Below are 22,364 nucleotides of genomic sequence, written 5' to 3' on the forward strand. Positions count from 1 at the left end.
GCCCGGCAACTGCGGCACAATCCGGCTTCGTCCTCAGGTGTCTAAGACTTATGCGCGTGCTGATGCTGTCTGTTCTGGTTGCCACCACTGCCACGGCCTGCACCTGGGTGCCGATCGAGCAAAGCGGCAAAGGCGTGCAGGTGCTGCCCGCAGGCCCTGTGCCAGCTGGCTGTCAGCAGCAGGGCGAGGTGGTGGTATCGGTCAAGAGCAAGGTCGGCTTCTACAACCGCAACCCATTGCGGGTGCAGGAAGAACTGGAAACGCTGGCACGCAACGAGGCGCCGGGCGCCAATGCCAATACGGTCCAGGCGCAGGGCCACCCGGCCGATGGCAGCCAGCGCTTCAACGCCTTCCGCTGCCCGCCGCGCTGAACCGTTGGGCTGGGGCGCGGCCGCTGCAATTGTAAAGATGCGGTAAAACCAGCCAGCGGCTAGACTAGCGCCCCCTCGCCTGACGCCATGGCGCTACTTCGATGCTCTTCCAGAATGTCTCCATCGCGGGACTGGCGCATATTGATGCGCCGCACACGCTGACTTCCAAGGAAATCAACGAGCGCCTGCAACCGACCTACGACCGCCTCGGGATCAGAACCGACGTGTTGGGCGACGTTGCCGGCATCCATGCACGGCGCTTGTGGGACCAGGATGTCCAGGCCTCGGACGCCGCCACCCAGGCTGCGCGCAAGGCACTGCTCGACGCCGGCATCGGCATCGAGAAGATTGGCCTGCTGGTCAACACCTCGGTGAGCCGCGACTACCTGGAGCCGTCCACCGCCTCCATCGTGTCCGGCAACCTCGGGGTCGGCGACCATTGCGTCACCTTTGACGTCGCCAACGCCTGCCTTGCCTTCATCAACGGCATGGACATCGCCGCCCGCATGCTTGAGCGCGGCGAGATCGACTATGCGCTGGTCGTCGATGGCGAAACCGCCAACCTGGTGTACGAAAAGACCCTCGAGCGCATGACCTCGCCCGACGTCACCGAAGAAGAGTTCCGCAATGAACTCGCCGCGCTGACCCTGGGCTGCGGTGCCGCAGCGATGGTGATGGCGCGCACCGAGCTGGTGCCCGACGCCCCGCGTTACAAGGGTGGCGTGACCCGCTCGGCCACCGAGTGGAACAAGCTGTGCCGCGGCAACCTGGACCGCATGGTCACCGACACCCGCCTGCTGCTGATCGAAGGCATCAAGCTGGCGCAGAAGACCTTCCTGGCCGCCAAGCAGGCGATGGGCTGGGCAGTGGACGAGCTGGACCAGTTCGTCATCCATCAGGTCAGCCGCCCGCATACCGCTTCATTCGTGAAGTCGTTCGGCATCGACCCGGCCAAGGTCATGACCATTTTCGGCGAACACGGCAACATCGGCCCGGCTTCAGTCCCGATCGTGCTGAGCAAGCTCAAGGAGCTCGGCCGCTTGAAGAAGGGCGACCGCATCGCGTTGATGGGAATTGGTTCTGGCCTGAACTGCTCGATGGCGGAAGTGGTCTGGTAATGCGCTTAATAGTGCCCGGCCGATGCTTTTGCACGCCGGGCAATATCGCTGCTTAAGTAAAAAAGTGGTATCTAAGTTTCCTTGCAGGAACAGTTGCGGTCTGTAAGGAAAGACGATGGCTCAGCGCATCACTGGACACTATGTTGCTGGCGCTCTCGCAGGGAGCCGTTACCAGGCGTTCGTCCCTGATCCGTTGCCGCCAGTGCCGGCACTGGATTTCGCACAGGCCGAACTGGTGGCGCGCAAAGAGCGCGCCGACCAGGCATTGGGGCGACTGGACGGCATCACGCTGATGCTGCCGGACCCGGAGCTGTTTCTCTATCAGTACATCCGCAAGGAAGCCTTGCTGTCGTCCCAGATCGAAGGAACCCAGTCATCGCTCTCGGACCTGTTGCTGTTCGAGATGGATGCGGCACCGGGCGTGCCTGTCGACGATGTCGAAGAAGTGTCCAACTATGTCGCGGCCCTCAACCATGGTTTGCGGCGCCTGCGCGAGGACGATTTCCCGCTGTCGCTGCGTTTGATCCGCGAGATGCATGCGCTATTGCTGCAGGGTGGGCGTGGAGCCGGCAAGCAGCCAGGTGAAATCCGCCGGAGTCAGGCGTGGGTAGGCGGGGCCTCGCCTGCACTTGCGCACTTTGTTCCGCCACCGCCAGATGCATTGCCCGACGCGCTGTCGGCACTCGAACAGTTTCTGCATGCGCCGCAGGGGCAGATGCCGCCGTTGGTGAAGGCGGCGCTTGCCCACGTGCAGTTCGAAACCATCCATCCTTTCAGCGATGGCAATGGGCGCCTGGGACGGCTGTTGATTACCTTGATCCTGTGCAGCGAAGGCGTGCTGCGGGAGCCCAGCCTGTATCTGAGCCTGTATTTCAAGCGCCGTCGTGCCGATTACTACGATCGTCTCAATGCGGTGCGACTCAACGGTGACTGGGAAGGATGGCTGGGTTTCTTTCTGGATGGTGTGGCAGAGACCGCGCAACAAGCCGTCGACACCGCGCAGCGCCTGCTGGCACTGTTGGCACGTGATCGGGCCCGCATTGCGGCTTTGGGCCAGCGAGCAGGTAACGTCGGCCTGGTGTTTGAGCAGTTCGCGCGGCGCGTGGTGTTGGCAGTGCCGCAGGTTGCGCCCGCCCTGTCGTTGAGTGCGCCCACCATCCGTGCTGCGGTACGCACTCTGCAGGAGCTGGAAATCGTCAACGAACTCACCGGCCAGCAGCGGCATCGTATTTTTGCCTATCACGCCTATCTCGACATCCTCAGCGAAGGGGCGCAGCCGCTGTGAGCGATGCGTTTGCGCACGGCTGTTGCCGACGATGCAGAGACATCCAGCGTATTTTCGATACTGTCGTGGCGATGTAGCTGGCGACTTGCCACGCACCCAGCCCAAGCTTCAGCAAATAGAGAGATCCATGAACTACCCCGGCTATCCCTTCACTCCCCAGCGCCTTGAGGTGCGTCCCGGCATTGCGATGTCGTATCTGGACGAAGGTCCGCGCGATGGCGAGGTGGTCGTGATGCTGCACGGCAATCCGTCGTGGAGCTATCTGTGGCGGCACCTGGTCAGTGGCCTGTCGGATCGTTACCGCTGCATCGTGCCGGACCATATCGGCATGGGGCTGTCCGACAAGCCGGACGATGCGCCCGACGCGCAGCCGCGTTACGACTACACGCTGCAGTCGCGCGTGGATGATCTGGACACGTTGTTGCGGCATCTGGGCATCACCGGACCGGTCACGCTGGCGGTGCACGATTGGGGCGGCATGATCGGGTTCGGCTGGGCGTTGTCGCATCTCGCGCAGGTCAAGCGGCTGGTGATCACCAACACCGCCGCATTCCCGTTGCCGCCGGAAAAACCGATGCCGTGGCAGATCGCAATGGGTCGGCATTGGGGACCGGGCGAGTGGTTCATTCGCACGTTCAATGCGTTTTCCTCCGGCGCGTCCTGGTTCGGGGTGTCGCGGCGGATGCCGGCGGAGGTGCGTCGCGCCTATGTGGCGCCCTACAACAATTGGCGCAATCGCATCTCCACCATTCGCTTCATGCAGGATATTCCGCTGTCGCCCGCCGACCAGGCCTGGTCGCTGCTGGAGCGCTCGGCGCAGGCATTGCCGTCGTTCGCCGATCGCCCGGCGTTCATCGCCTGGGGCCTGCGCGATATCTGCTTCGACAAGCATTTCCTGGCCGGCTTCCGCAAGGCATTGCCCAATGCCGAGGTCACCGCGTTCGACGATGCCAATCACTACGTGCTGGAAGACAAGCATGAAGTGCTGGTGCCGGCGATCCGTACATTTCTGGAGCGCCACCCGCTGTAAGCGCTGCTGGCATGGCCACGCAGGCGCTCGCTCGATGAGTGCCTGCGGCATGCAGAACGCGGATGCACGAACGATGGGGCAGGCCATGCCGTCGGTCTGTTGGCCGTCGCGTGTGGATGCCGCGCTCATTCGCAGCGATGGCCGTTACAACGGTGGCAGCGGATTGCGTTGCGCCTCGTCCACGCCCAGCCAGTCGGCTTCGGTCAGTGCGTGCAGGCCGTGGGCCAGCCGGGATTTGTCGCACTGCGCGCTGCGCTGGCCGAATTCCAGCGAGGCCGGCACGGCAGCACAGGCGGAGGGCCGACGATCATGGATGCTGCAACGGCTGTAGCGGCCGATGTCCGCGTCCAGTGCGGTGCAGCGCGGCTGCGATTGCGAGGTGCCGCGCATGACGCGTTCGTGGGTGCGCAGCGCATCGGTCAGCTCGATCGGCACCCTGCCGCCCAATGCGGGATCGGCTTCGCTCCAGTGGAAACTGACGCGGAAATAGGCGCAGCAAGCGCCGCAGGTAAGGCAGGGATGTGCCATGGAATGCCGGGCCTTGCGCGGCGAAACAACGTGGTGAGCGCGGCATTCTGACCGAACCACGCTGCGATACAAGTGGCGCGGCCGTGCGCCGGTTAGCGGTTCATCTGCATCGCTCGACGCAGCGCGTGTGTGCAAGGCGCTGCGCCTTGCGCGGGCAGGCACCTCGCGCGAGCACTGCGCGGTGTTGTTATGGCCCGACGACGCGCAATCGCCGCGTTAGCCATCGCTGCGTTGGGAGCACGCACCAGCGCAGCTGACCTGAGCGCGGTCAAGCGGCCGGCACCGTCGGCGCATGGGTGATAATGCGGCAATGACTACGACAACTCTCTGCAATATCGCCGCCACCCTGCCGGAACTCGCGCGCGAGCGCCCCGAGCAGATCGCCATCCGTTGCCCGGGCCGCCGCGCCGCCAACGGGTATGCCGCCTACGATGTGACCTTGAGCTATGCCGAGCTGGACGCGCGCAGCGATGCGATCGCTGCCGGACTGGCCCTGCACGGCATCGGACGCGGTGCGCGCGCGGTGGTGATGGTGCGCCCGTCGCCGGAATTCTTCCTGCTGATGTTTGCCTTGTTCAAGGCCGGTGCGGTGCCGGTGCTGGTGGATCCGGGCATCGACAAGCGCGCGCTCAAGCAATGCCTGGACGAAGCGCAGCCGCAGGCGTTCATCGGCATTCCGCTTGCGCAGCTGGCGCGTCGTCTGCTGCGGTGGGCGCGCTCTGCAAAGCAGATCGTCAGCGTCGGTGGCCGTTACGGCTGGGGCGGGGTGACACTGGCGCGCGTGGAGCGCGATGGCGCCGGCGCCGGCAGTCAGCTGGCCAACACTGGGCCGGACGATGTGGCCGCCATCCTGTTCACCAGCGGCTCGACCGGCGTGCCCAAGGGCGTGGTGTACCGCCACCGGCATTTCGTCGGCCAGATCGAATTGCTGCGCAATGCCTTTGGCATGCAGCCCGGCGGCGTGGATCTGCCGACATTCCCGCCGTTTGCCCTGTTCGATCCGGCACTGGGGCTGACCTCGGTGATTCCGGACATGGATCCGACCCGCCCGGCCACCGCCGATCCGCGCAAGCTGCACGATGCGATCGACCGCTTCGGAGTCACGCAGTTGTTCGGCTCGCCGGCATTGATGCGCGTATTGGCCGACTACGGCCAGCCCTTGCCAAACGTGCGCCTGGCCACCTCGGCCGGTGCGCCGGTGCCGCCGGACGTGGTGGCCAAGATCCGCGCGTTGCTGCCGGAAGATGCGCAATTCTGGACGCCGTATGGCGCCACCGAATGCCTGCCGGTGGCAGCGATTGAAGGGCGTACGCTGGACGCCACCCGCGCGGCCACCGAGGCCGGTGCCGGCACCTGCGTCGGTCAGGTCGTCGCGCCGAACGAGGTGCGCATCATCGCCATCGACGATGCGGCCATTCCCGAGTGGAGCGGCGCGCGCGTGCTGGCGGCGGGCGAGGTGGGCGAGATCACCGTCGCTGGCCCCACCACCACCGACACCTACTTCAACCGCGACGCGGCCACGCGGATTGCCAAGATCCGCGAGCGCAACGCGGATGGCAGCGAACGCATCGTGCATCGCATGGGCGATGTGGGCTACTTCGATGCCGAAGGGCGCTTGTGGTTCTGCGGGCGCAAGACCCACCGCGTGGAAACCGCCACCGGCCCGCTCTACACCGAGCAGGTGGAGCCGGTCTTCAACGTGCATCCGCAAGTGCGGCGCACCGCCTTGGTCGGTGTCGGCGCACCCGGACAGCAACAGCCGGTGCTGTGCGTGGAATTGCAGCCTGGCGTGGCGGCATCGGCATTTGCGCAAGTGGAAACCGCATTGCGCGCGCTGGGCGCTGCGCACCCGCACACGGCTGGAATCACGCGTTTCCTGCGCCATTCCGGATTTCCGGTGGACATTCGCCACAACGCCAAGATCGGCCGCGAAACGCTGGCGATCTGGGCGGCGCAGCAGTAGCGCCGAGCCTCACGATGCGCGCGCGTTATCGACTGGATGACCTGCGCATCGATGTGGCGCGCCAGCGTGTGGAGCGTGACGGCGTCGCACTGGAGGTCGGCGGGTTGAGTTTCCGCCTGCTGCACTATTTGCTGCAGCAGGGGCAGCGGGTGGTCGGTTTTGACGAGTTGATCCAGAGCGTGTGGGCACCTGCGCTGGTCAACGAAGAAACCGTCACCCAACGTGTGCGCCTGCTGCGGCAGGCCTTGGGCGACGACTCGCGTCAGCCGCGTTACCTGCGCTCGGTGCGCGGGCAGGGCTATCAACTGTGCGTGCCGGTACAGTTGGAAGAGGCTTCGCCTGCATTTGGGGTGCGGTGGCGTGGTGCCTGGATCATTGCGACAGGCGTGCTGCTGCTCTGCGTTGGCGCGACCTGGCGGCTGCAGTCGCGTGACACCACGCCAGCACAATCGGCCTTGTTGCAGCGTGCCGACTACTATGCCGGCATCGGTCAGCGCGACGACAACGAACGCGCCATCGGGCTGTATCGGCAACGCTTGCAGCAAGCACCGGACGATCGGCAGGCACAACTCGGCCTCAGTCGCGCCTACAGTGCGCGCGTGTGCCAATACGACGCCGATGCGGCGTTTGCGCAGCAGGCCTTGCAACTGGCCGATGTGGTGCTGGCCGTGCAGCCGCGTCTTGCCGCGGCATACGCGGCGCGTGGCTACGCACTGGATTGTCAGGGTCGCAATGGCGATGCGCTGGCGGCCTACGAGCAGGCGTTGCAGCTGGATCCCGCTGCCGATGCGGTGCGCGGCTCGGCCGCCTATCTGTACGAACGCCAGGGGAAACTGGTGCAGGCGCTGGTGGCCAATCTGGCGGTGCGCGATCCCTCGCGCGTGCGGTTCTTGCGGATCCAGATCGCCAGCAATCTGAGCCTGCTCGGCTATGCGAGTGCCGCCGAGGCGCGCTACCGAAAGAATTTTCAACTGTATCCGGACGACCCGTTCTCCAATCTGGCCTGGCCCAGGTTTCTGTTCGACCATGGCCGCGCGGCTGAAGCGCAGACCGCCTTGAGCGAGGCGCTGGGCCGCGGCACCGAGTGTGCGGGGCTGTCGTTGCTACAGGCCGAACTTGCCTGGGTGCGTGGTGACAAGGCGCTTGCACATGCAGCGGTGCTACGGGCGGCGCAGCTGCGTCCACAAGGCAGCTTTGCGCAGACCGTGGCGTGGACGCTGGAGGCGCAGCCGCCACCGGCAGCCGCGACGCTGCAGGCGCGCGCACAGGAATTGCTGGTCAGCGTGGAGCGCGGTGGCGATCCGTTCGATGCAGTCGATGCGGCGGTATTGCTGCTGTGTGCAGAGGCGCCGGATGCAGCGATGCGCGCCCTGCAGCGTGCCGAAGCCGCCGGCTACCGCAATGCCGGCTATCTGCGGCAGTCACCGCTGCTGCAACCGCTGCGCACGCTACCGGAGTTTGCTGCGCTGCTGGCACGCATCGATGCCGATCTTGCTGCCCAGCGTGCGCAGCTGCGTGAGCGCAATCTGCCGCCGGCAGAAGCGACGTCCGAGCGGGGCTAAGACACTGCAATGTGTCGTTTGTGCGCTGCATGCTCAAATCGCATTGCATGCGCTGCGTGCCTCATAGAACAACTGCGCTTGCTGGTTGCGCAGTCGTATGGTGAGCCGCCTTGGAAAACTGCTAAGCACGCCGCCAGCCGGGCGCAGCCGGCTTGTGGTTCCCATCCGCACACGACCATGTTGGCAGGTGAGATGTCCTTACCGCTTGCGGGGCCCTTGGCGGCATGGCTGCTGCCAAGGAGCCTCTAGGGACGAAGTTACGGCGTGTCCCGCAAGCGTTAGGGCATTGGACTCCCTTGGCAGCATCCAAACGACGCTAAAAGCGCAAACCCTTGGCCACGTCGAGAAGTGATCGAGCGGTGTGGATGCGTCTGTCAGTTGCTTTCGGGGAGCGCCTTGAGCACATAGTCGGTCAGCAATCGGTGTGATTGCTGGTGCATCTGCCGGGTGTTGTAGGCACGGCGGGTGAGTACGACCACTAACCGCTCTTCGGGCACGACGAATACGTAGTTGCCGCCATTGCCGGACATCGCCCAGGTGTCGCGTTGTATGCCGCGTACAGGAAACAGGAAGTGCCAGAGTTGATAGCCATAATCGGCATCCTCGCGTGCCTGCGCATGCACGCTGGTCATCGCCCGCACCCAGTCTGCGGGAATGACCTGGCGGCCTTGCCAACGCGCCTGTGCGAGCAGCAGTTGACCGAGTTTGGCCAGGTCGCGGCTGCGATAACGGGTGCCGCCACCGCCCATACCCACTCCTTCGGACGAGACGTTCCACTGCGCCTGCGTGATTCCGAGCGGCGTTTCGAGGACCTGGGCTGCGAATGCCTGCAACCGCTGTCCTGTGGCTCTTTCCAGCAATGCACCGAGCAGGAAAGAGCCTGCCGTGCAGTACGAAAACGCGCGGCCGTGCGGACTTTGCGCAGGCCGCTGCATCCACGGCGCGTAGCCACGGATCGGCAGATCTAGGGCGAACTGGGGCCAGTCCGCACTCACGTACATGCGCTCTTCGTTGCCGGCAGAAAATTCGTTGTCGTCGTTGCATTCCAGCTGCGAGCTCATCGTCAGCAGGTCCTCGATGCTGATGTCGCGCTTGCGCGGATCGGGATGCTGCCACTGGCGATCGCCAAAGTAGTCGTAGACCTTGGCCTGCGCGTTTGGGATCAGTTTGCGCTCGATTGCCGCACCGACCAGCAACCCGGTGACGCTTTTGGTCAGCGAGCGGGTGTCGTGCAAGATCTGGCGATCGGCACCGCCCAGGTAGTTTTCGTAGACCAGCACACCGTCGCGCACGATCAACACGCTGGTGGTGGATGGCGCCAGATCGGCGGCCAGCGCCTGTTCCATCTGCGTGAGCACGGTGCGGTTCCAGCCATGGGCGGCCGCGCTGGCGACCGGCCAGCCGTCATCCAGAGCAGGTGGCGTGGCGGCCGTTGAAGCTGCAGGTGCCGGAGTGGTGGCCGTCGGCGTGGCAGCTCTGGGCGTGGCAACAGGTGGTGCAGCGTGCAGCGCAGAGATGGCAAACAGTGCGGGTAACAGCAGAGACGGGCGGGTCATGGTGGCTCCAGAGATCGACGGAGCCACCATGACGCCAGCGGTGCGAATGAACTGCCTGATGTCTCGATGAAGATTTATGAAGCTCTTTGCGATCAATGGCTTGCGTCTAGCGCAAACGGTTACCCATCTGCGCCGCGTCGCGATAACGGTCCGGTCCGGCTATTGTGTGCGCCCTGCAGGAGCGATGGGTGTGGCGCAATGAAGGTGTTGGTAACCGGTGGTGGTGGCTTTCTTGGCCAGGCGTTGTGCCGCGGCTTGATCGCGCGTGGGCATGAGGTGGTGAGTTTCCAGCGCGGCGATTATCCGGTGCTGCAGAGTTTGGGCGTGGGCCAGATCCGTGGCGACCTGGCCGATCCGCAGGCGGTGCGGCATGCCTTCGCCGGCATCGATGCGGTCTTCCACAATGCCGCCAAGGCCGGTGCGTGGGGCAGCTACGACAGCTATCACCAGGCCAATGTGGTGGGCACGCAGAACGTGCTCGACGCGTGTCGGGCCAATGGTGTGCCGCGCCTGATCTATACCTCCACGCCCAGCGTGACCCATCGCGCCACCAATCCGGTGGAAGGCCTGGGCGCCGACGAAGTGCCGTATGGCGAAGATCTGCGCGCGGCGTACGCGGCGACCAAGGCGATCGCCGAGCGCGCGGTGCTGGCGGCCAACGATGCGCAACTGGCGACGGTGGCCTTGCGTCCGCGCCTGATCTGGGGCCCGGGCGACAATCATCTGTTGCCGCGCCTGGCCGCGCGTGCGCGCGCCGGCCGCTTGCGCATGGTCGGCGACGGCAGCAACCTGGTGGACAGCACCTACATCGACAACGCCGCGCAGGCGCATTTCGATGCGTTCGCGCATCTGGCTGCAGGTGCTGCGTGTGCGGGCAAGGCGTACTTCATCTCCAACGGCGAGCCCTTGCCGATGCGCGAGTTGCTCAATCGCCTGCTGGCTGCGGTGGATGCACCGGCGGTGACGCGTTCGTTGTCGTTCAAGACTGCGTACAGAATCGGTGCAATCTGCGAGACCATGTGGCCACTGTTGCGTCTGCCTGGCGAAGTGCCGTTGACGCGTTTTCTGGTGGAGCAGCTGTGCACGCCGCACTGGTACAGCATGGAGCCGGCGCGTCGCGACTTTGGCTATGTGCCGCAGGTCAGCATCGAAGAGGGGCTGCAACGGCTGCGATCCTCATCTTCCAACGACATCGCCATCACTCGATAAAGACCGCCACATCTTCAGGATACGTCTGCGCCGATTCGGCACGACAACTTCTGGAATCCTTGCCATGCTGCATTACGCCATCATCTTCTTCGTCATCGCCATCATTGCCGCCGTGCTGGGCTTCAGCGGTATCGCCGGTGCGGCGACCAACATCGCCTGGATCCTGTTCGTGGTGTTCCTGATCCTGGCTGTGATCTCGATGTTCCGTCGCGGCAAGGTATAACGCCTAGCTGCGATACGTCACGGCAGCGGCGCTGCCGGTCGACGCTCGCATGGCCCGCTTCCGTAAGGAGGCGGGCCATGTGCGTTGTGGACGCTCCATCGTTGAATCGCTTCTGTTTCAAAGCAGTTTTTCGAGATATTGCACGTGCTTGCCGTTGCCCAGCAGCGCGTCACCGACCGGCTGGAAACCCAGCTGCAGATGCAGCGCCAGCGATGCCGGATTGGGTGGGAGCAGATTGACCTCGCAGACCAGGCGCGGTTGTGCCGCTGCACGTGCGGCGTGGATGAGTTCGCCATACAGCTGCCTGGCAAGCCCGCGCCGCTGCGCATGCGCCGCGATCACGATACGGTCGATGTAGACAAAGCGCGCGAAGCGTTGCGCCATCCATGCAAAGTTCGGACTGGCGTAGGCCGCGCCTTGATCCAGCGCGATCAGCAGGCCATCCGCCGGCGCGACGAGGCGTGCGTGCCACGCCAGTTGCAGCAATGCAGCCAGCCCGTCGGCATCCAGCAACGACAGCTCGGTGGCATGCGCATTGTTGAGCGCAAGCAGTGCGCGGTGGTCGTGCGGTTGCACGGCGCGCACACGGGCCTGGCTCATGCGCCTGGCTCGACCGCGCTGCGCACTGTTCGATCGACGACGTGCCATTGCGACACCACATCGATCTGCGCCAGCGCCTCCTCCGGCTGGGTCGGGCGCAGCTGCTGTTGCTGCGCGCCCGGCAGCAGGGCCACGCCGCAACCGCTGCGATGCAGGGCGATGCGGGCCGGGTCGTCAGCATTGAGCAGGAAGCTGTCGGGGTCGTTGACGTGCCACTGGCCCTGCTTGTCGATGCCGATCAGCACTGGCTCGAAGCGCTGCGGATCCAGCGCATCGAGAATGTTGCGCGCCGATTGCAGCGAGACCTCGTGTTCGGCCGATTTGCCGCCGAAGATGAGACCGACCCGGATCTTGCGCATTGCCTGCTCCTGCCACCTGCGTGATGAGGTCGCCAGCATGCCCGCGGCAGGCGTGCCGAAGGAAGTCCTGCATGATCGACGCACGCGGCCTGGCCGCAAGGCGCCCTGCCATGATCGCCACCCCGGCCTCCGGCTTGCACGTGCCACACCACCGTCAAGCAGTGGCGACATGCGGGGACGGTAGAATGCGCCCATGCCCGGATCCCTGTTCAACTCACTCAAGCCGCTCGCCGGCCAGGCCCTGCAAGCCGCGCTCAACCGCGCGCTGGCACTGGACCCCGATACCCGCGACGCCCTGCTGCCACTGGAAGGCCAACGCATCGCACTGACCCTGGAGGCGCCTGCGCTGGCCCTGCAGATCCGCGTGCACGAGCGCCGCTTGCTGGTCGGCCCGGTGGACCATGCACAGGAGCCGGACCTGGCCGTGCGCAGCAGCCTGGCCGGCTTGCTCGGCCAGCTGCCGTTCCTGGCCAACGCGCGCCGCAGCGGCGCACCGGCTGGGCGGCTCAAGGTCTCCGGCGATGCCGAGCTGGCGCGCCAGCTGCAGCAACTGGCCGGCCGCTTCGATCCGGATTGGCAACTGCCGTTCGTGGCAGTGTTCGGCGAGATCCTCGGCGTGCAGATCGCCAATGCGGTGCGTGCAGCGCTGCAGCAGGCACGCCGCAGCGCGGTGGATCTGGCGCAGAGCGCGGCCGAATTCGTGACCGAGGAATCGCGCGACGTGGTGCCGCGTGCCGAACTGGACGCCTTTCACGACGATGTCGACGAACTGCGCGACGACGTCGAACGGCTGGCCGCACGCGTGGCGCGCCTGCGCGCGACCGGAGGTGCGGCATGAAGGCGCTGCTGCGGGCCAGCCGCATCGGCCGGGTGATCCTGCGCTATCGCCTGGACGACCTGTTGCAGGACACGCCGGCCGAGCGCTGGCTGCGCCTGGCCAAGCCGTTCGTGCCACGCGCCAGTGCCGAAATCGCCGCGCAATCGCGCGGTGCGCGGCTGCGGCTGGCGTTGCAGGAGCTGGGGCCGATCTTCGTCAAGTTCGGGCAGATCCTGTCGACCCGGCGCGACCTGATTCCGGCCGACGTGGCCGATGAACTGACCCTGCTGCAGGACCGCGTCAAGCCCTTCGACGGCGAAGCGGCGCGGCTGATCGTCGAGCGCGCGTTGGGCCTGCCGGTGAGCGTGGCGTTTGCCGCGTTCGATACCGTGCCGCTGGCCTCGGCCTCGATCGCGCAGGTGCATGCGGCCACCTTGCCGCCGGATGCCAACGGCGTGCGCCGCGAGGTGGTGGTCAAGGTGTTGCGCCCGGATATCGAGCGCCAGATCGATGCCGATATCGCGTTGCTGCAGTCGCTGGCCACGCTGGTCGAACGCACTCACCCGCGCGCTGACAAGATCCGTCCGCGCGAAGTGGTGGCCGAGATCGAAGGCACCCTGTCGGCCGAACTCGACCTGCAGCGCGAAGGCGCCAACGCCAGCGTGCTGCGCCGGTTCTGGGAAGGCTCGGACGATCTGTACGTACCCAAGGTGATCTGGTCGCACACCGCCGAGCGTGCACTCACGCTGGAGCGCGTGTACGGCATTCCGTCCGACGACATCGCCAAGCTCGATGCGGCCGGTATCGACCGCAAGGCGCTGGCGGCCAAGGGCGTGCGGGTGTTCTACACGCAGGTGTTCCGCGACAATTTCTTCCATGCCGATGCGCATGCCGGCAACATCTGGGTCGACAGCGACCCGGAGCGCCGGCTCAATCCGCGTTTCATTGCGCTGGATTTCGGCATCATGGGCCAGCTCTCGCAGGAAGATCAGTACTACCTGGCCGAGAACTTCATGGCGATCTTCCACAAGGATTACCGTCGCATGGCCGAGCTGCACGTGGAGGCGGGCTGGATGCCCGACAACGTGCGCATCGACGAACTGGAAGCGGCCGCGCGCTCGGTGTGCGAACCGTACTTCACCCGCCCGTTGTCGGAGATTTCGCTGGCCGAAGTGCTGATCAAGCTGTTCCGCGTCGCGCAGCGCTACGAACTGACGCTGCAGCCACAGCTGATCCTGTTGCAGAAGACCTTGCTCAACATCGAAGGCGTCGGCCGCCAGCTCGACCCCAGGCTGGATATCTGGGCAGTGGCGCGGCCGGTGCTGGAGCGCATCCTGCGCGAGCGTTACAGCCCGCGCCGCGTACTCGGCGAGTTGCGCAAGCGCCTGCCGGAAATCATGACCCATGCGCCGGACATGCCGCGCCTGGTGCACAGCTGGTTGAAGCAGCAGGTGGAAGGCCGCCACCAGCTCGACATCCGCTCGGCCGAGCTGCGCGCGCTGGACCTGAGCCTGCGCAAGCTACAGACGCGCGTGGTCACTGCCATCACCGGCAGCGGCCTGCTGGTGGTGGCTGCCGTGCTGTATGGCCTGCACCCGAATGGCTGGTACCTGGGCACGGTGCCGGTATGGAGCTGGGTCAGCGGCGGCGCCGGCTCGGTGGCCCTGCTGGTCGCCTGGCTGCGGCGCTGAAGCACTAAGACACTGCGACAGGCGGCCTGCCGCATCCGGCTGGGTAACGGCAGCGCCTGCAGCGGCACGATGACGAAGCCGTCCCCGGCGAGGTAGTGATGATCGATCTGCAGGCCTTGAAGGACGAACTGGCACGGTTCGGTAGCGACAACGATGCGCACCAGCCGGAGCGTGGCCGGCGCATGCTCAACATCACGCCCGACACCGGGCAATTGCTGGCCGTGCTGGTACGCGCCACCGCTGCGCGGCGCGTGCTGGAAATCGGCACCTCCAACGGTTATTCGACGCTGTGGCTGGCCGAAGCGGCCGCCGCAATCGGTGGGCAGGTCACCACGGTGGAGCTTGCGGCCGACAAGGTGGCCCTGGCGCAGGCCACGCTTGCACGCAGCGGCCTGGCCGCGTCGGTGGAGGTGGTGCACGGCGACGGCGGCACGTGGCTGACCCAGGCGGCCAGCGCCAGCATCGATCTGGTGTTCCTGGATTCGGCGCGTGGCGAGTACGTGCGCTGGTGGCCGGCACTGCGCCGCGTGCTGCGCGGCGGTGGCCTGTTGGTGGTCGACAATGCGCTGTCGCATGCCGACGAACTGGCGCCGTTCACCGCGCTGCTGGCTGACGATCCGGCAGTCACCTGCAGCGTGGTGCCGGTGGGCAAGGGCGAATTGCTGGCGGTGTGCGGCGCGGCCTGAGCGTGCGCGGCCGAGCTGCCACGCCCTCAGGCCTCAAGGCGCGTGGTTGGCAGGCGCCATACGGCGCGGCGGCGCAGTGGCATGCGGTGTCGACGATGCGGATAATCCGCCGGTGAGCACATCCCCCAAGCACTTGCAGATTCTCTTCCAGGACGAGCTCCTGGCCGTCGTCGACAAACCCGCCGGGCTGATGGTCCACGACAGCAAGCTGGCGCGCGGGGAGGACGACTTCCTGGCCGACCGCCTGCGCGAACAGCTGGGCCGGCCAATCTTTCTGGTGCACCGGCTCGACCGCGCAACCAGCGGCTGCCTGCTGCTGGCGTTCGACCGCGAGGCCGCCAGCGCGCTGGGCAAGGCCTTGATGGCCGGCGAGTTGGAGAAGGACTATCTGACCGTGTGCCGCGGCTGGCCGGCCGAGGAGCGCTTCATCGTCGACCACGATCTAGACGGCGGCCCCGGCAAGCCGGTCAAGAAGCCGGCGGTGACGCACTTCCAGCGCCTGGCCACCGGCGAGCTGGAGATCCCGTCCACCGGTTTTGCCACCTCGCGCTATGCGCTGCTGCGCTGCCAGCCGCAGACCGGGCGGTTCCGGCAGATCCGCCGGCACATGAAACACCTGTCGCACCACATGATCGGCGACACCAGCCACGGCGATGGCCGGCACAACCGCAGCTTCCGCATGCTCGGCATCCACCGCATGCTGCTGCACGCCGAGCGGCTGAGGTTTCCGCATCCGGCCGATGGGCAGCGCATCAGCGTCACCGCGCCGCTGGATGTGGAATTTTCCAAGGCCTGCGCATTGCTCGGGTGGGAGATGGCCGCGCTGGGAGCGGTGCAGACGGCTTGATGCGGTGTGCGGCTACTAGTCAACACCCCCACTCGATCTGCTGGAAATCCGCGCAACCGTGCCCTCACCCCAACCCCTCTCCCGCAGGAGAGGGGCCAAGCGCCTCCTCACCGAGTGGGAGAAGCGGGTTGGCGCAATCGTCGTCAGCGCCACCACCGCCACCGTCGCAAGCAGCAACCGCCACAGCAGGCACGCTGTTCCGATTCCCCAATCCCGATTCCCCCATCCCCGCCCTTCAGGGCTTCTGCGGTGCCGCCGCCGGCGTATTGACGATCTTCTCCAGATCCTTCTGCAGGTCGGCAAACAGCGGCAGCATCTTCTGCTGGATCGCGCCCATCAGGTTCTGGGTCAGTGCCGGGGTCTTGTCCAGCAGGCTCTGGCCGGCCGAGCTCTCGTAGAACTCGGCCATGGCCAGCACGTCCTCGCGCGAGAACGAGCGCTTGTAGATGTCCACATACATCGGCCGCAGCTCCGACCACGACAGCGCCTTGCGCACGGTCTGGCGGGTGCGCTCCTGGATACGCTGCAGCTGGGCCTGCTGGTCGGCGTCGAGCTGGCGCTGGGCGGTGAGCTGGGCGAACTGTTGCTGCTGCATCGCTTCGATCTGCGGCAGCATCGTGTCCAGCATGGTCTGCGCGCGCGAGGCGGCCAGCAGGCGGTTGATGTCGGCATCGCTGGGCGCCTGCGCAAACGCGGCGGGCGTGGCCAGCGCCAGCGCGGCCAGCACGATCAGGCGGCGCGCCAAGGCGCGGGCGGCGGCAACGGAACGGGGCGGTGTCATCGGAGCATCCTGCACAGTCGGGGGAACCGGCCGCAGCATACGGGAAGCCGGCGTTCGCGCGCGCGTCCATGCCCGTGCCGATACAATCGGGTTGAATGGCCAGCGACCCGATCCAGATCACCCCCAGCCTGACGATCCCGCCCAGCGAGATCGTCGAGCGCTTCGTGCGCGCCAGCGGCGCGGGCGGGCAGAACGTCAACAAGGTCTCCACCGCGGTGGAACTGCGTTTCGACGTGGCCGGGTCGCCGTCGCTGCCCGAACCCCTGCGCGCGCGACTGCTGTCGCGGCGCGACCGGCGCATGACCGCCGATGGCGTGCTGGTGATCGACGCGCAGCGCTTCCGCACCCAGGACCGCAACCGCGAGGATGCGCGCGAGCGGCTGGTCGAGATCATCAGTGCCTGCCTGTCGGTGCCCAAGCGCCGGGTCGCCACCAAACCGAGTCATGGTGCCAAGCTGCGGCGGCTGGATGCCAAGCGTGAGCGCAGCCATATCAAGCGTGGACGCTCTGCGTCCCACTGGGAGTAAGCGTGAGTCACACCGACCCGTCGTTGCCACCGGTAACACAGGCCAACATCCTGCTGCAGCCCTCTCCACCCAGAATGCCACGTGCGCACGGCCGCTTCGGCCGCTGGCTGGGGCGCACCGCACTGCGTCTGACCGGCTGGCGCCTGCTCGGGCGGCTGCCCGACGAACCCAAGCTGGTGATGATCGTCGCCCCACATTCGTCCAACTGGGACGGCTTCCTGGGCTTTGCGGCCAAGTTCGCGCTGGGCTTCGACGTGCGCGTGCTGGGCAAGGCGCAGCTGTTCTGGTGGCCGCTGGGCCCGCTGCTGCGCAAGCTCGGCGCCATCCCGCTGGACCGCAGCTCGCCGCAGGGCACCATCGGCCAGGCGGTGCGGCTGATCCGCAATTCCGAACAGATGTGGTACGTGATTACCCCCGAGGGCACCCGCAAGCGGGTGGAGCACTGGAAGGCCGGCTTCTGGAAGATTGCCTCCGATTCCAAGGTGCCGATCCTGCCGGTGTATTTCGACTACCCCAGCAAGACCGTGGGCATCGGCGAGCCGTTCTGGACCGGCACCGACATGGCCGCCGATATCGCCGCCATCCGCACCTGGTACCGGCCGTGGCGCGGCAAGCATCGCGATACGCTGTGAGAATGCGGCCGCGCGCTTGAAAGGTTTTTGTCGCTGCCGGTCGCCTGCATTTATGACCGGCGCCGCCGGGCACCTCGCTGCCTCCACCGAGGAAACACCATGATGGGCTTGTCCGCACGCGCACTGTGTTTGTCGCTCTCCCTCCTGCTTGCTGCCGGCCCGGTGCTGGCGGCCACGCCGATGCTGGTGATCCACGGCGGCGCCGGGGTGGAGAAATCCAGCCTTTCCGGCGAGGAACAGGTGCAGGCGCGCGAGGCGATGCAACGCGCGCTGCGTGCCGGGCACGCGGTGCTGCAAGGTGGCGGCAGTGCGGTGGATGCGGTGGCGGCCACCATCACCGTGCTGGAGGATGCGCCGCAGTTCAACGCCGGGCGCGGTGCGGTGTTCACCCATGACGGCAAGAACGAACTGGATGCCGCGATCATGGACGGCGCCACCGGCAAGGCCGGCGCGATTGCCGGCGTGCACACGGTCAGGAACCCGATCCAGCTCGCGCGCAGCGTCATGGACCATTCCAAGCACGTGATGCTGGTAGGTGACGGCGCCGAACAATTCGCGCGCGAGCAGGGCGTCACGTTGGTCGATCCGGGTTATTTCCGTACCGACAAGCGCTGGCAGCAGCTGCAGAAAGCGCGCAAGGCCGAAGCCGGCGACCGTCAGGCGCAGGCTGAACTGGACCTGGAAACCGCCAAGCATTTCGGCACGGTGGGCGCGCTGGCGCTGGATCGCGCGGGACACCTGGCCGCCGGCACCTCCACCGGCGGCATGACCAACAAGCGCTACGGCCGCGTCGGCGATGCGCCGATCATCGGCGCCGGCACCTATGCCAACAGCCAGTGCGCGGTGTCCGGCACCGGCTGGGGCGAGTTCTACATCCGCGCGGTAGCCGCCTACGACATCTGCGCACGCATGAAATACGCCGGGCAGTCGTTGCAACAGGCCGCCGACACGGTGATCGACCAGGAGATTCCCAAGGCCGGCGGCGACGGCGGTGCCATCGCGCTGGATGCGCAGGGCAACGCCGCATTCCCGTTCAATACCGAAGGCATGTACCGCGGCTGGATCGGCGCCGACGGCAGCCCGCACGTGGCGATCTTCAAGGACGAGACGCTGTAGCGCGCGCATCCCCAATCGCACCCATCTTCCCAATCCAACGGCACATGCCGACGCTGCGCAAACCCGCTAGCGTGACCGGCTGCGCTACCCACTCAGGAATCACACGCCATGTCGCGTACCGTCGTTCTGGCCGCTGCCATCACCCTGGCACTGGCTGCTTGTTCTGGAAAAGATTCGTCCGGTAAGGAGTCCACCACCGTGCCCGAAAAGACCGCCACCACCCCGGCCGCGGATGCTGCGCCGAACCCGCTGCTGACCGCCAGCACGCTGCCGTTCCAGGCGCCGCCGTTCGACAAGATCAAGGACGCCGATTACCTGCCGGCCTTCGAAGAAGGCATGCGCCTGCACCTGGCCGACATCCGCAAGATCGCCGACAACCCCGAGCCTGCCAGCTTCGACAACACCATCGAGGCGATGGAGCGCAGCGGCGAAACGCTCACGCGCGTGTCGCGCATCTTCTTCGGGCTGGTGCAGGCCGATACCAGCGATGCACGCCAGAAGATCCAGGAAGAGATCGCGCCCAAGCTGGCCGCGCACCAGGACGAGATCAATCTCGACCCGAAGCTGTTCGCACGCGTCAAGACGATCTACGACCAGCGCGACACGCTGAACCTGGAGCCGGAGCAGAAGCGTCTGGTCGAGCGCGACTACGAAGAGCTGGTGCGTGCCGGTGCGCAGCTGTCGGAGGCCGACAAGGCCAGCCTGCGCAAGCTCAATATCGAAGAAACCACGCTCTCCACCCAGTTCCATACCCGTCTGGTGGCCGCCTCGGCCGCCGGTGCGGTGGTGGTGGACGACAAGGCCAGGCTCGACGGCCTGAGCGAGGGCGACATTGCCGCTGCCGCCGATGCGGCCAAGGCGCGCAAGCTCGATGGCAAGTATCTGCTGACCCTGCAGAACACCACCCAGCAGCCGGTGCTGGCCTCGCTGAAGGACCGCCAGCTGCGCGCCGACGTGCTCAAGGCCTCGGAAACGCGCGCGGAAAAGGGCGATGCCAACGACACCCGCCAGACCATCCAGCGTCTAGCGCAGCTGCGCGCACAGAAGGCCAAGCTGCTCGGCTTCGACAATTACGCCGCCTACAGCCTGGGCGACCAGATGGCCAAGAGCCCGGACGCCGCACTCAAGCTGCTGACCGACACCGTGCCGGCCGCCACCGCCAAGGCGCGCCGCGAAGTGGCCGAGATGCAGAAGGTGATCGACGCGCAGAAGGGAGACTTCAAACTCGCCGCCTCCGATTGGGACTTCTACGCCGAGCAGGTGCGCAAGGCCAAGTACGACCTGGACGAAGCGCAGATCAAGCCGTATTTCGAGCTGGACAACGTGCTGCAGAACGGCGTCTTCTACGCGGCCACGCAGTTGTACGGCATCACCTTCAAGCAGCGCACCGACATCCCGACCTATCACGCGGACATGAAGGTGTATGAAGTGTTCGACGCGGACGGCACCTCGATGGCGCTGTTCTACACCGACTACTTCAAGCGCGACAGCAAGTCCGGCGGCGCCTGGATGGACGTGTTCGTCGAGCAGGACGGTCTCACCGGCGCCAAGCCGGTGGTCTACAACGTCTGCAACTTCACCAAGCCGGCCGCCGGCCAGCCGGCGCTGCTGAGCTTCGACGACGTCACCACGCTGTTCCATGAGTTCGGCCACGCGCTGCACGGCATGTTCTCCAAGGTGAAGTACCCCTCGATCGCCGGCACCAGCACCTCGCGCGACTTCGTCGAGTTCCCCTCGCAGTTCAACGAGCACTGGGCGTCCGATCCCAAGGTCTTCGCCAATTACGCCAAGCACTACCAGACTGGCGCGGCGATGCCGGCCGAGCTGGTGGAGAAGATCAAGAAGGCCAAGACCTTCAACAGCGGCTACGCCACCACCGAGTACCTATCGGCCGCGTTGCTCGATCTGGCCTGGCACACCCAGCCGGCCGGTGCGCCGCTGCAGGACGTGAGCAAGTTCGAAGCCGACGCCCTGAAGCGCTTCAAGGTAGACCTGGCCGAAGTGCCGCCACGTTATCGCAGCAGCTATTTCGACCACATCTGGGGCGGCGGTTATTCGGCCGGGTACTACGCGTATTTCTGGTCGGAAGTGCTCGACGACGATGCGTTCGAATGGTTCAAAGAAAATGGTGGCTTGAACCGCAAGAATGGCGACACCTTCCGCGCCAAGATCCTTTCGCGCGGCAATACCGTCGACCTGGCCACGTTGTATCGCGATTTCCGTGGCAAGGATCCCAGCGTCAAGGCGCTGCTGGAAAATCGTGGTCTGACGGAGTGAGCGACTGGGTGATGCGCCTGCGTCGCTGGCGCATGCGTGTGCAGTAGCTGCACCAGCGATCGAAACGGGATGGCCACGCGCCATCCCGTTTTTGTTTGTGGATGGTGCACCGCACTGGCTAGCGCGGCGCCACCAGGCCATCCGATGCCAGAGTCGCAGCATCCTGTCGCCACCAGCGCAGGCGATTGCCGGGCGCATTCAGATCCACCCGCTCGCCCATGCGCGGCGTCGCCAGCGCAACGCCGGCGCTGTCGGCCAAGGCCACGATCCGGTCCAGCGGTTCCTGCCACGCGTGCATGGCCAGGTCGAAGGTGCCGTTGTGGATCGGCAGCAGGGTCTGCCCGCCGACGTCCAGGTAGGCCTGCAGGCTCTGCTCCGGCTGCATGTGCACATGCGGCCACTGCTGGTCGTAGGCGCCGTTTTCGATCAGCGCTACATCGAACGGACCGAGCTGTTGGCCGATGGTCTTGAAGTGCGGGCCATAGCCGCCGTCGCCGCTGAAGAACACGCGCAGCTCGCGCTCCTGGATCGCCCAGGAGCACCACAGCGAACGACCACTATCGAACAGGCCGCGCCCGGAAAAATGCTGCGACGGGGTGGCGGTGAGTTGCAGGCCATCGATGTTGATCGTGTCCCACCAGTCCAGCTGGCGCACCTTGGCCGGGTCCACGCCCCAGCGCACCAGCAGATCACCCACGCCCAGGGGCGCGACGAACACGCCGACGCGGTCGGCCAGGGCACGGATGCTGGCGCGGTCGAGGTGGTCGTAATGGTTGTGCGACAGGATCACCCCGGCCAGCGGCGGCAGCTCGTCCAGCGCGATCGGGGGCGCATGGAAGCGCTTGGGCCCGGCGAACGGCACCGGCGAGGCGCGCCTGGAGAACACCGGGTCGGTCAGCCACAGGCCGCCGGCCAGCTTCATCAGCACGGTGGAATGGCCCAGGCGATACAGGCTGCGATCGGGCGCGGCAAGCAGCTGCGCGCGTGTCAGCGGCTGTACCGGCAGCGGCGCGGACGGCACCGTGGTGCTGGGTTTGTCGAAGAGGACGGTCCAGATCAGGCCGATCTGCTTGCGCAGGCTGAGCGCGGTGGTCGGCAGCGGCAACGCATTGCGGAACCGGCCGCCGCGAAACTGCGGCGAATCGGCATACGGGGAGGGGCGAGAGGAAGCCATGGGGAGTCCGAT

The 22,364-nt window shown here is 66.1% G+C and carries 21 protein-coding genes and 1 pseudogene; 16 read left to right on the top strand and 6 right to left on the bottom strand.

From position 1 onward, the window contains the following. Positions 1-50: 50 nt before the first annotated feature. The 4 genes from ABQ137_RS01545 to ABQ137_RS01560 all read left to right on the top strand — a co-directional run bounded on the left by ABQ137_RS01545 (position 51) and on the right by ABQ137_RS01560 (position 3,804). Positions 51-371, top strand: coding sequence for a DUF4156 domain-containing protein (locus ABQ137_RS01545; RefSeq protein WP_184515400.1), 321 nt, complete (start codon positions 51-53; stop codon positions 369-371). 101 nt (positions 372-472) lie between these two features. Further along, positions 473-1,489: a 3-oxoacyl-ACP synthase III gene (locus tag ABQ137_RS01550; protein WP_016903994.1), complete on the top strand. Its 1,017-nt coding sequence runs from the start codon at positions 473-475 to the stop codon at positions 1,487-1,489. 115 nt (positions 1,490-1,604) lie between these two features. Then, positions 1,605-2,774 carry a Fic family protein gene (locus tag ABQ137_RS01555; protein ID WP_180970353.1) on the top strand — a complete coding sequence of 390 codons (1,170 nt, stop codon included), beginning with the start codon at positions 1,605-1,607 and terminating at the stop codon, positions 2,772-2,774. Between the two features lie 127 nt (positions 2,775-2,901). Continuing rightward, positions 2,902-3,804 (top strand): alpha/beta fold hydrolase, encoded by a 903-nt coding sequence (locus ABQ137_RS01560; protein ID WP_102255384.1) that lies wholly within the window; start codon positions 2,902-2,904, stop codon positions 3,802-3,804. A gap of 144 nt (positions 3,805-3,948) precedes the next feature. Here the strand turns inward: ABQ137_RS01560 and ABQ137_RS01565 are convergent, their stop codons facing one another. Next, positions 3,949-4,332 carry a YkgJ family cysteine cluster protein gene (locus tag ABQ137_RS01565; protein ID WP_349781006.1) on the bottom strand — a complete coding sequence of 128 codons (384 nt, stop codon included), beginning with the start codon at positions 4,330-4,332 and terminating at the stop codon, positions 3,949-3,951. A 310-nt stretch (positions 4,333-4,642) separates the two neighbouring features. Between ABQ137_RS01565 and oleC the strand changes: the two genes are divergently transcribed. Both oleC and ABQ137_RS01575 read left to right on the top strand, forming a co-directional pair. Next, positions 4,643-6,295 carry an olefin beta-lactone synthetase gene (oleC, locus tag ABQ137_RS01570; protein WP_349781007.1) on the top strand — a complete coding sequence of 551 codons (1,653 nt, stop codon included), beginning with the start codon at positions 4,643-4,645 and terminating at the stop codon, positions 6,293-6,295. Positions 6,296-6,309: 14 nt separating this feature from the next. Continuing rightward, positions 6,310-7,857: a winged helix-turn-helix domain-containing protein gene (locus ABQ137_RS01575; protein WP_349781008.1), complete on the top strand. Its 1,548-nt coding sequence runs from the start codon at positions 6,310-6,312 to the stop codon at positions 7,855-7,857. Positions 7,858-8,231: 374 nt separating this feature from the next. On the opposite strand, the gene ABQ137_RS01580 is transcribed toward ABQ137_RS01575, so the two are convergent. Then, a complete protein-coding gene (locus ABQ137_RS01580) occupies positions 8,232-9,413 on the bottom strand; it encodes a serine hydrolase domain-containing protein (protein ID WP_349781009.1) in 1,182 nt (393 codons plus the stop codon). Between the two features lie 198 nt (positions 9,414-9,611). Between ABQ137_RS01580 and oleD the strand changes: the two genes are divergently transcribed. Both oleD and ABQ137_RS01590 read left to right on the top strand, forming a co-directional pair. Continuing rightward, complete coding sequence (gene oleD / locus ABQ137_RS01585; protein ID WP_024939036.1) at positions 9,612-10,622, top strand: 2-alkyl-3-oxoalkanoate reductase; 1,011 nt, start codon at positions 9,612-9,614, stop codon at positions 10,620-10,622. A gap of 64 nt (positions 10,623-10,686) precedes the next feature. Then, positions 10,687-10,845 carry a DUF1328 domain-containing protein gene (locus ABQ137_RS01590; protein WP_003468167.1) on the top strand — a complete coding sequence of 53 codons (159 nt, stop codon included), beginning with the start codon at positions 10,687-10,689 and terminating at the stop codon, positions 10,843-10,845. 117 nt (positions 10,846-10,962) lie between these two features. Here the strand turns inward: ABQ137_RS01590 and ABQ137_RS01595 are convergent, their stop codons facing one another. Both ABQ137_RS01595 and ABQ137_RS01600 read right to left on the bottom strand, forming a co-directional pair. Next, the gene (locus ABQ137_RS01595; protein ID WP_349781010.1) at positions 10,963-11,445 is read right to left on the bottom strand and encodes a GNAT family N-acetyltransferase; all 483 of its coding nucleotides are present in this window, start codon (positions 11,443-11,445) and stop codon (positions 10,963-10,965) included. 53 nt (positions 11,446-11,498) lie between these two features. Next, positions 11,499-11,804: pseudogene (locus ABQ137_RS01600) on the bottom strand (D-alanine--D-alanine ligase A); the annotation flags it as partial. A gap of 193 nt (positions 11,805-11,997) precedes the next feature. Here ABQ137_RS01600 and ABQ137_RS01605 point away from each other — a divergent pair. The 4 genes from ABQ137_RS01605 to ABQ137_RS01620 all read left to right on the top strand — a co-directional run bounded on the left by ABQ137_RS01605 (position 11,998) and on the right by ABQ137_RS01620 (position 15,845). Then, the gene (locus tag ABQ137_RS01605; protein WP_349781011.1) at positions 11,998-12,642 is read left to right on the top strand and encodes a ubiquinone biosynthesis accessory factor UbiJ; all 645 of its coding nucleotides are present in this window, start codon (positions 11,998-12,000) and stop codon (positions 12,640-12,642) included. Continuing rightward, positions 12,639-14,312, top strand: a complete 1,674-nt coding sequence (gene ubiB / locus ABQ137_RS01610) for a ubiquinone biosynthesis regulatory protein kinase UbiB (RefSeq protein WP_349781012.1) — start codon at positions 12,639-12,641, stop codon at positions 14,310-14,312. The genes ABQ137_RS01605 and ubiB overlap by 4 nt, the downstream gene beginning before the upstream one ends. Positions 14,313-14,410: 98 nt before the next feature. Further along, a complete protein-coding gene (locus ABQ137_RS01615) occupies positions 14,411-14,998 on the top strand; it encodes an O-methyltransferase (protein ID WP_104569283.1) in 588 nt (195 codons plus the stop codon). A 76-nt stretch (positions 14,999-15,074) separates the two neighbouring features. After that, a complete protein-coding gene (locus tag ABQ137_RS01620; RefSeq protein ID WP_349781013.1) occupies positions 15,075-15,845 on the top strand; it encodes a pseudouridine synthase in 771 nt (256 codons plus the stop codon). Positions 15,846-16,080: 235 nt separating this feature from the next. Here the strand turns inward: ABQ137_RS01620 and ABQ137_RS01625 are convergent, their stop codons facing one another. Then, positions 16,081-16,665, bottom strand: coding sequence for a DUF2059 domain-containing protein (locus ABQ137_RS01625; RefSeq protein WP_039529037.1), 585 nt, complete (start codon positions 16,663-16,665; stop codon positions 16,081-16,083). A gap of 56 nt (positions 16,666-16,721) precedes the next feature. On the opposite strand from ABQ137_RS01625, the gene arfB reads away from it, so the two are divergent. From arfB to dcp, 4 genes are all read left to right on the top strand, one after another. Continuing rightward, entirely contained in the window at positions 16,722-17,153 is a 432-nt protein-coding gene (arfB, locus tag ABQ137_RS01630) for an alternative ribosome rescue aminoacyl-tRNA hydrolase ArfB (RefSeq protein ID WP_006449817.1), read from the top strand. A gap of 2 nt (positions 17,154-17,155) precedes the next feature. Beyond that, the gene (locus ABQ137_RS01635; RefSeq protein ID WP_024939028.1) at positions 17,156-17,785 is read left to right on the top strand and encodes a lysophosphatidylcholine acyltransferase; all 630 of its coding nucleotides are present in this window, start codon (positions 17,156-17,158) and stop codon (positions 17,783-17,785) included. Positions 17,786-17,884: 99 nt separating this feature from the next. After that, positions 17,885-18,901 (top strand): isoaspartyl peptidase/L-asparaginase family protein, encoded by a 1,017-nt coding sequence (locus ABQ137_RS01640; protein ID WP_349781014.1) that lies wholly within the window; start codon positions 17,885-17,887, stop codon positions 18,899-18,901. A 108-nt stretch (positions 18,902-19,009) separates the two neighbouring features. Then, on the top strand, positions 19,010-21,178 hold the full coding sequence (gene dcp / locus ABQ137_RS01645; RefSeq protein WP_349781015.1) for a peptidyl-dipeptidase Dcp: 2,169 nt from the start codon (positions 19,010-19,012) through the stop codon (positions 21,176-21,178). 118 nt (positions 21,179-21,296) lie between these two features. Here dcp and ABQ137_RS01650 read toward each other — a convergent pair whose 3' ends face one another. Then, positions 21,297-22,352 (bottom strand): MBL fold metallo-hydrolase, encoded by a 1,056-nt coding sequence (locus tag ABQ137_RS01650; RefSeq protein WP_349781016.1) that lies wholly within the window; start codon positions 22,350-22,352, stop codon positions 21,297-21,299. Positions 22,353-22,364 lie beyond the last annotated feature (12 nt).

The organism is Xanthomonas sp. WHRI 8393 (genome assembly GCF_040203315.1).
Lineage (GTDB): Bacteria > Pseudomonadota > Gammaproteobacteria > Xanthomonadales > Xanthomonadaceae > Xanthomonas > Xanthomonas arboricola.

What these genes read in the sequence shown, in the direction of transcription:
- ABQ137_RS01545 (WP_184515400.1), top strand. Translation starts at nt 51, where the DNA reads ATGCGCGTGCTGATGCTGTCTGTTCTGGTTGCCACCACTGCCACGGCC.
- ABQ137_RS01550 (WP_016903994.1), top strand. Translation starts at nt 473, where the DNA reads ATGCTCTTCCAGAATGTCTCCATCGCGGGACTGGCGCATATTGATGCG.
- ABQ137_RS01555 (WP_180970353.1), top strand. Translation starts at nt 1,605, where the DNA reads ATGGCTCAGCGCATCACTGGACACTATGTTGCTGGCGCTCTCGCAGGG.
- ABQ137_RS01560 (WP_102255384.1), top strand. Translation starts at nt 2,902, where the DNA reads ATGAACTACCCCGGCTATCCCTTCACTCCCCAGCGCCTTGAGGTGCGT.
- ABQ137_RS01565 (WP_349781006.1), bottom strand. Translation starts at nt 4,332, where the DNA reads ATGGCACATCCCTGCCTTACCTGCGGCGCTTGCTGCGCCTATTTCCGC.
- oleC (WP_349781007.1), top strand. Translation starts at nt 4,643, where the DNA reads ATGACTACGACAACTCTCTGCAATATCGCCGCCACCCTGCCGGAACTC.
- ABQ137_RS01575 (WP_349781008.1), top strand. Translation starts at nt 6,310, where the DNA reads ATGCGCGCGCGTTATCGACTGGATGACCTGCGCATCGATGTGGCGCGC.
- ABQ137_RS01580 (WP_349781009.1), bottom strand. Translation starts at nt 9,413, where the DNA reads ATGACCCGCCCGTCTCTGCTGTTACCCGCACTGTTTGCCATCTCTGCG.
- oleD (WP_024939036.1), top strand. Translation starts at nt 9,612, where the DNA reads ATGAAGGTGTTGGTAACCGGTGGTGGTGGCTTTCTTGGCCAGGCGTTG.
- ABQ137_RS01590 (WP_003468167.1), top strand. Translation starts at nt 10,687, where the DNA reads ATGCTGCATTACGCCATCATCTTCTTCGTCATCGCCATCATTGCCGCC.
- ABQ137_RS01595 (WP_349781010.1), bottom strand. Translation starts at nt 11,445, where the DNA reads ATGAGCCAGGCCCGTGTGCGCGCCGTGCAACCGCACGACCACCGCGCA.
- ABQ137_RS01605 (WP_349781011.1), top strand. Translation starts at nt 11,998, where the DNA reads ATGCCCGGATCCCTGTTCAACTCACTCAAGCCGCTCGCCGGCCAGGCC.
- ubiB (WP_349781012.1), top strand. Translation starts at nt 12,639, where the DNA reads ATGAAGGCGCTGCTGCGGGCCAGCCGCATCGGCCGGGTGATCCTGCGC.
- ABQ137_RS01615 (WP_104569283.1), top strand. Translation starts at nt 14,411, where the DNA reads ATGATCGATCTGCAGGCCTTGAAGGACGAACTGGCACGGTTCGGTAGC.
- ABQ137_RS01625 (WP_039529037.1), bottom strand. Translation starts at nt 16,665, where the DNA reads ATGCTGCGGCCGGTTCCCCCGACTGTGCAGGATGCTCCGATGACACCG.
- arfB (WP_006449817.1), top strand. Translation starts at nt 16,722, where the DNA reads ATGGCCAGCGACCCGATCCAGATCACCCCCAGCCTGACGATCCCGCCC.
- ABQ137_RS01640 (WP_349781014.1), top strand. Translation starts at nt 17,885, where the DNA reads ATGATGGGCTTGTCCGCACGCGCACTGTGTTTGTCGCTCTCCCTCCTG.
- dcp (WP_349781015.1), top strand. Translation starts at nt 19,010, where the DNA reads ATGTCGCGTACCGTCGTTCTGGCCGCTGCCATCACCCTGGCACTGGCT.
- ABQ137_RS01650 (WP_349781016.1), bottom strand. Translation starts at nt 22,352, where the DNA reads ATGGCTTCCTCTCGCCCCTCCCCGTATGCCGATTCGCCGCAGTTTCGC.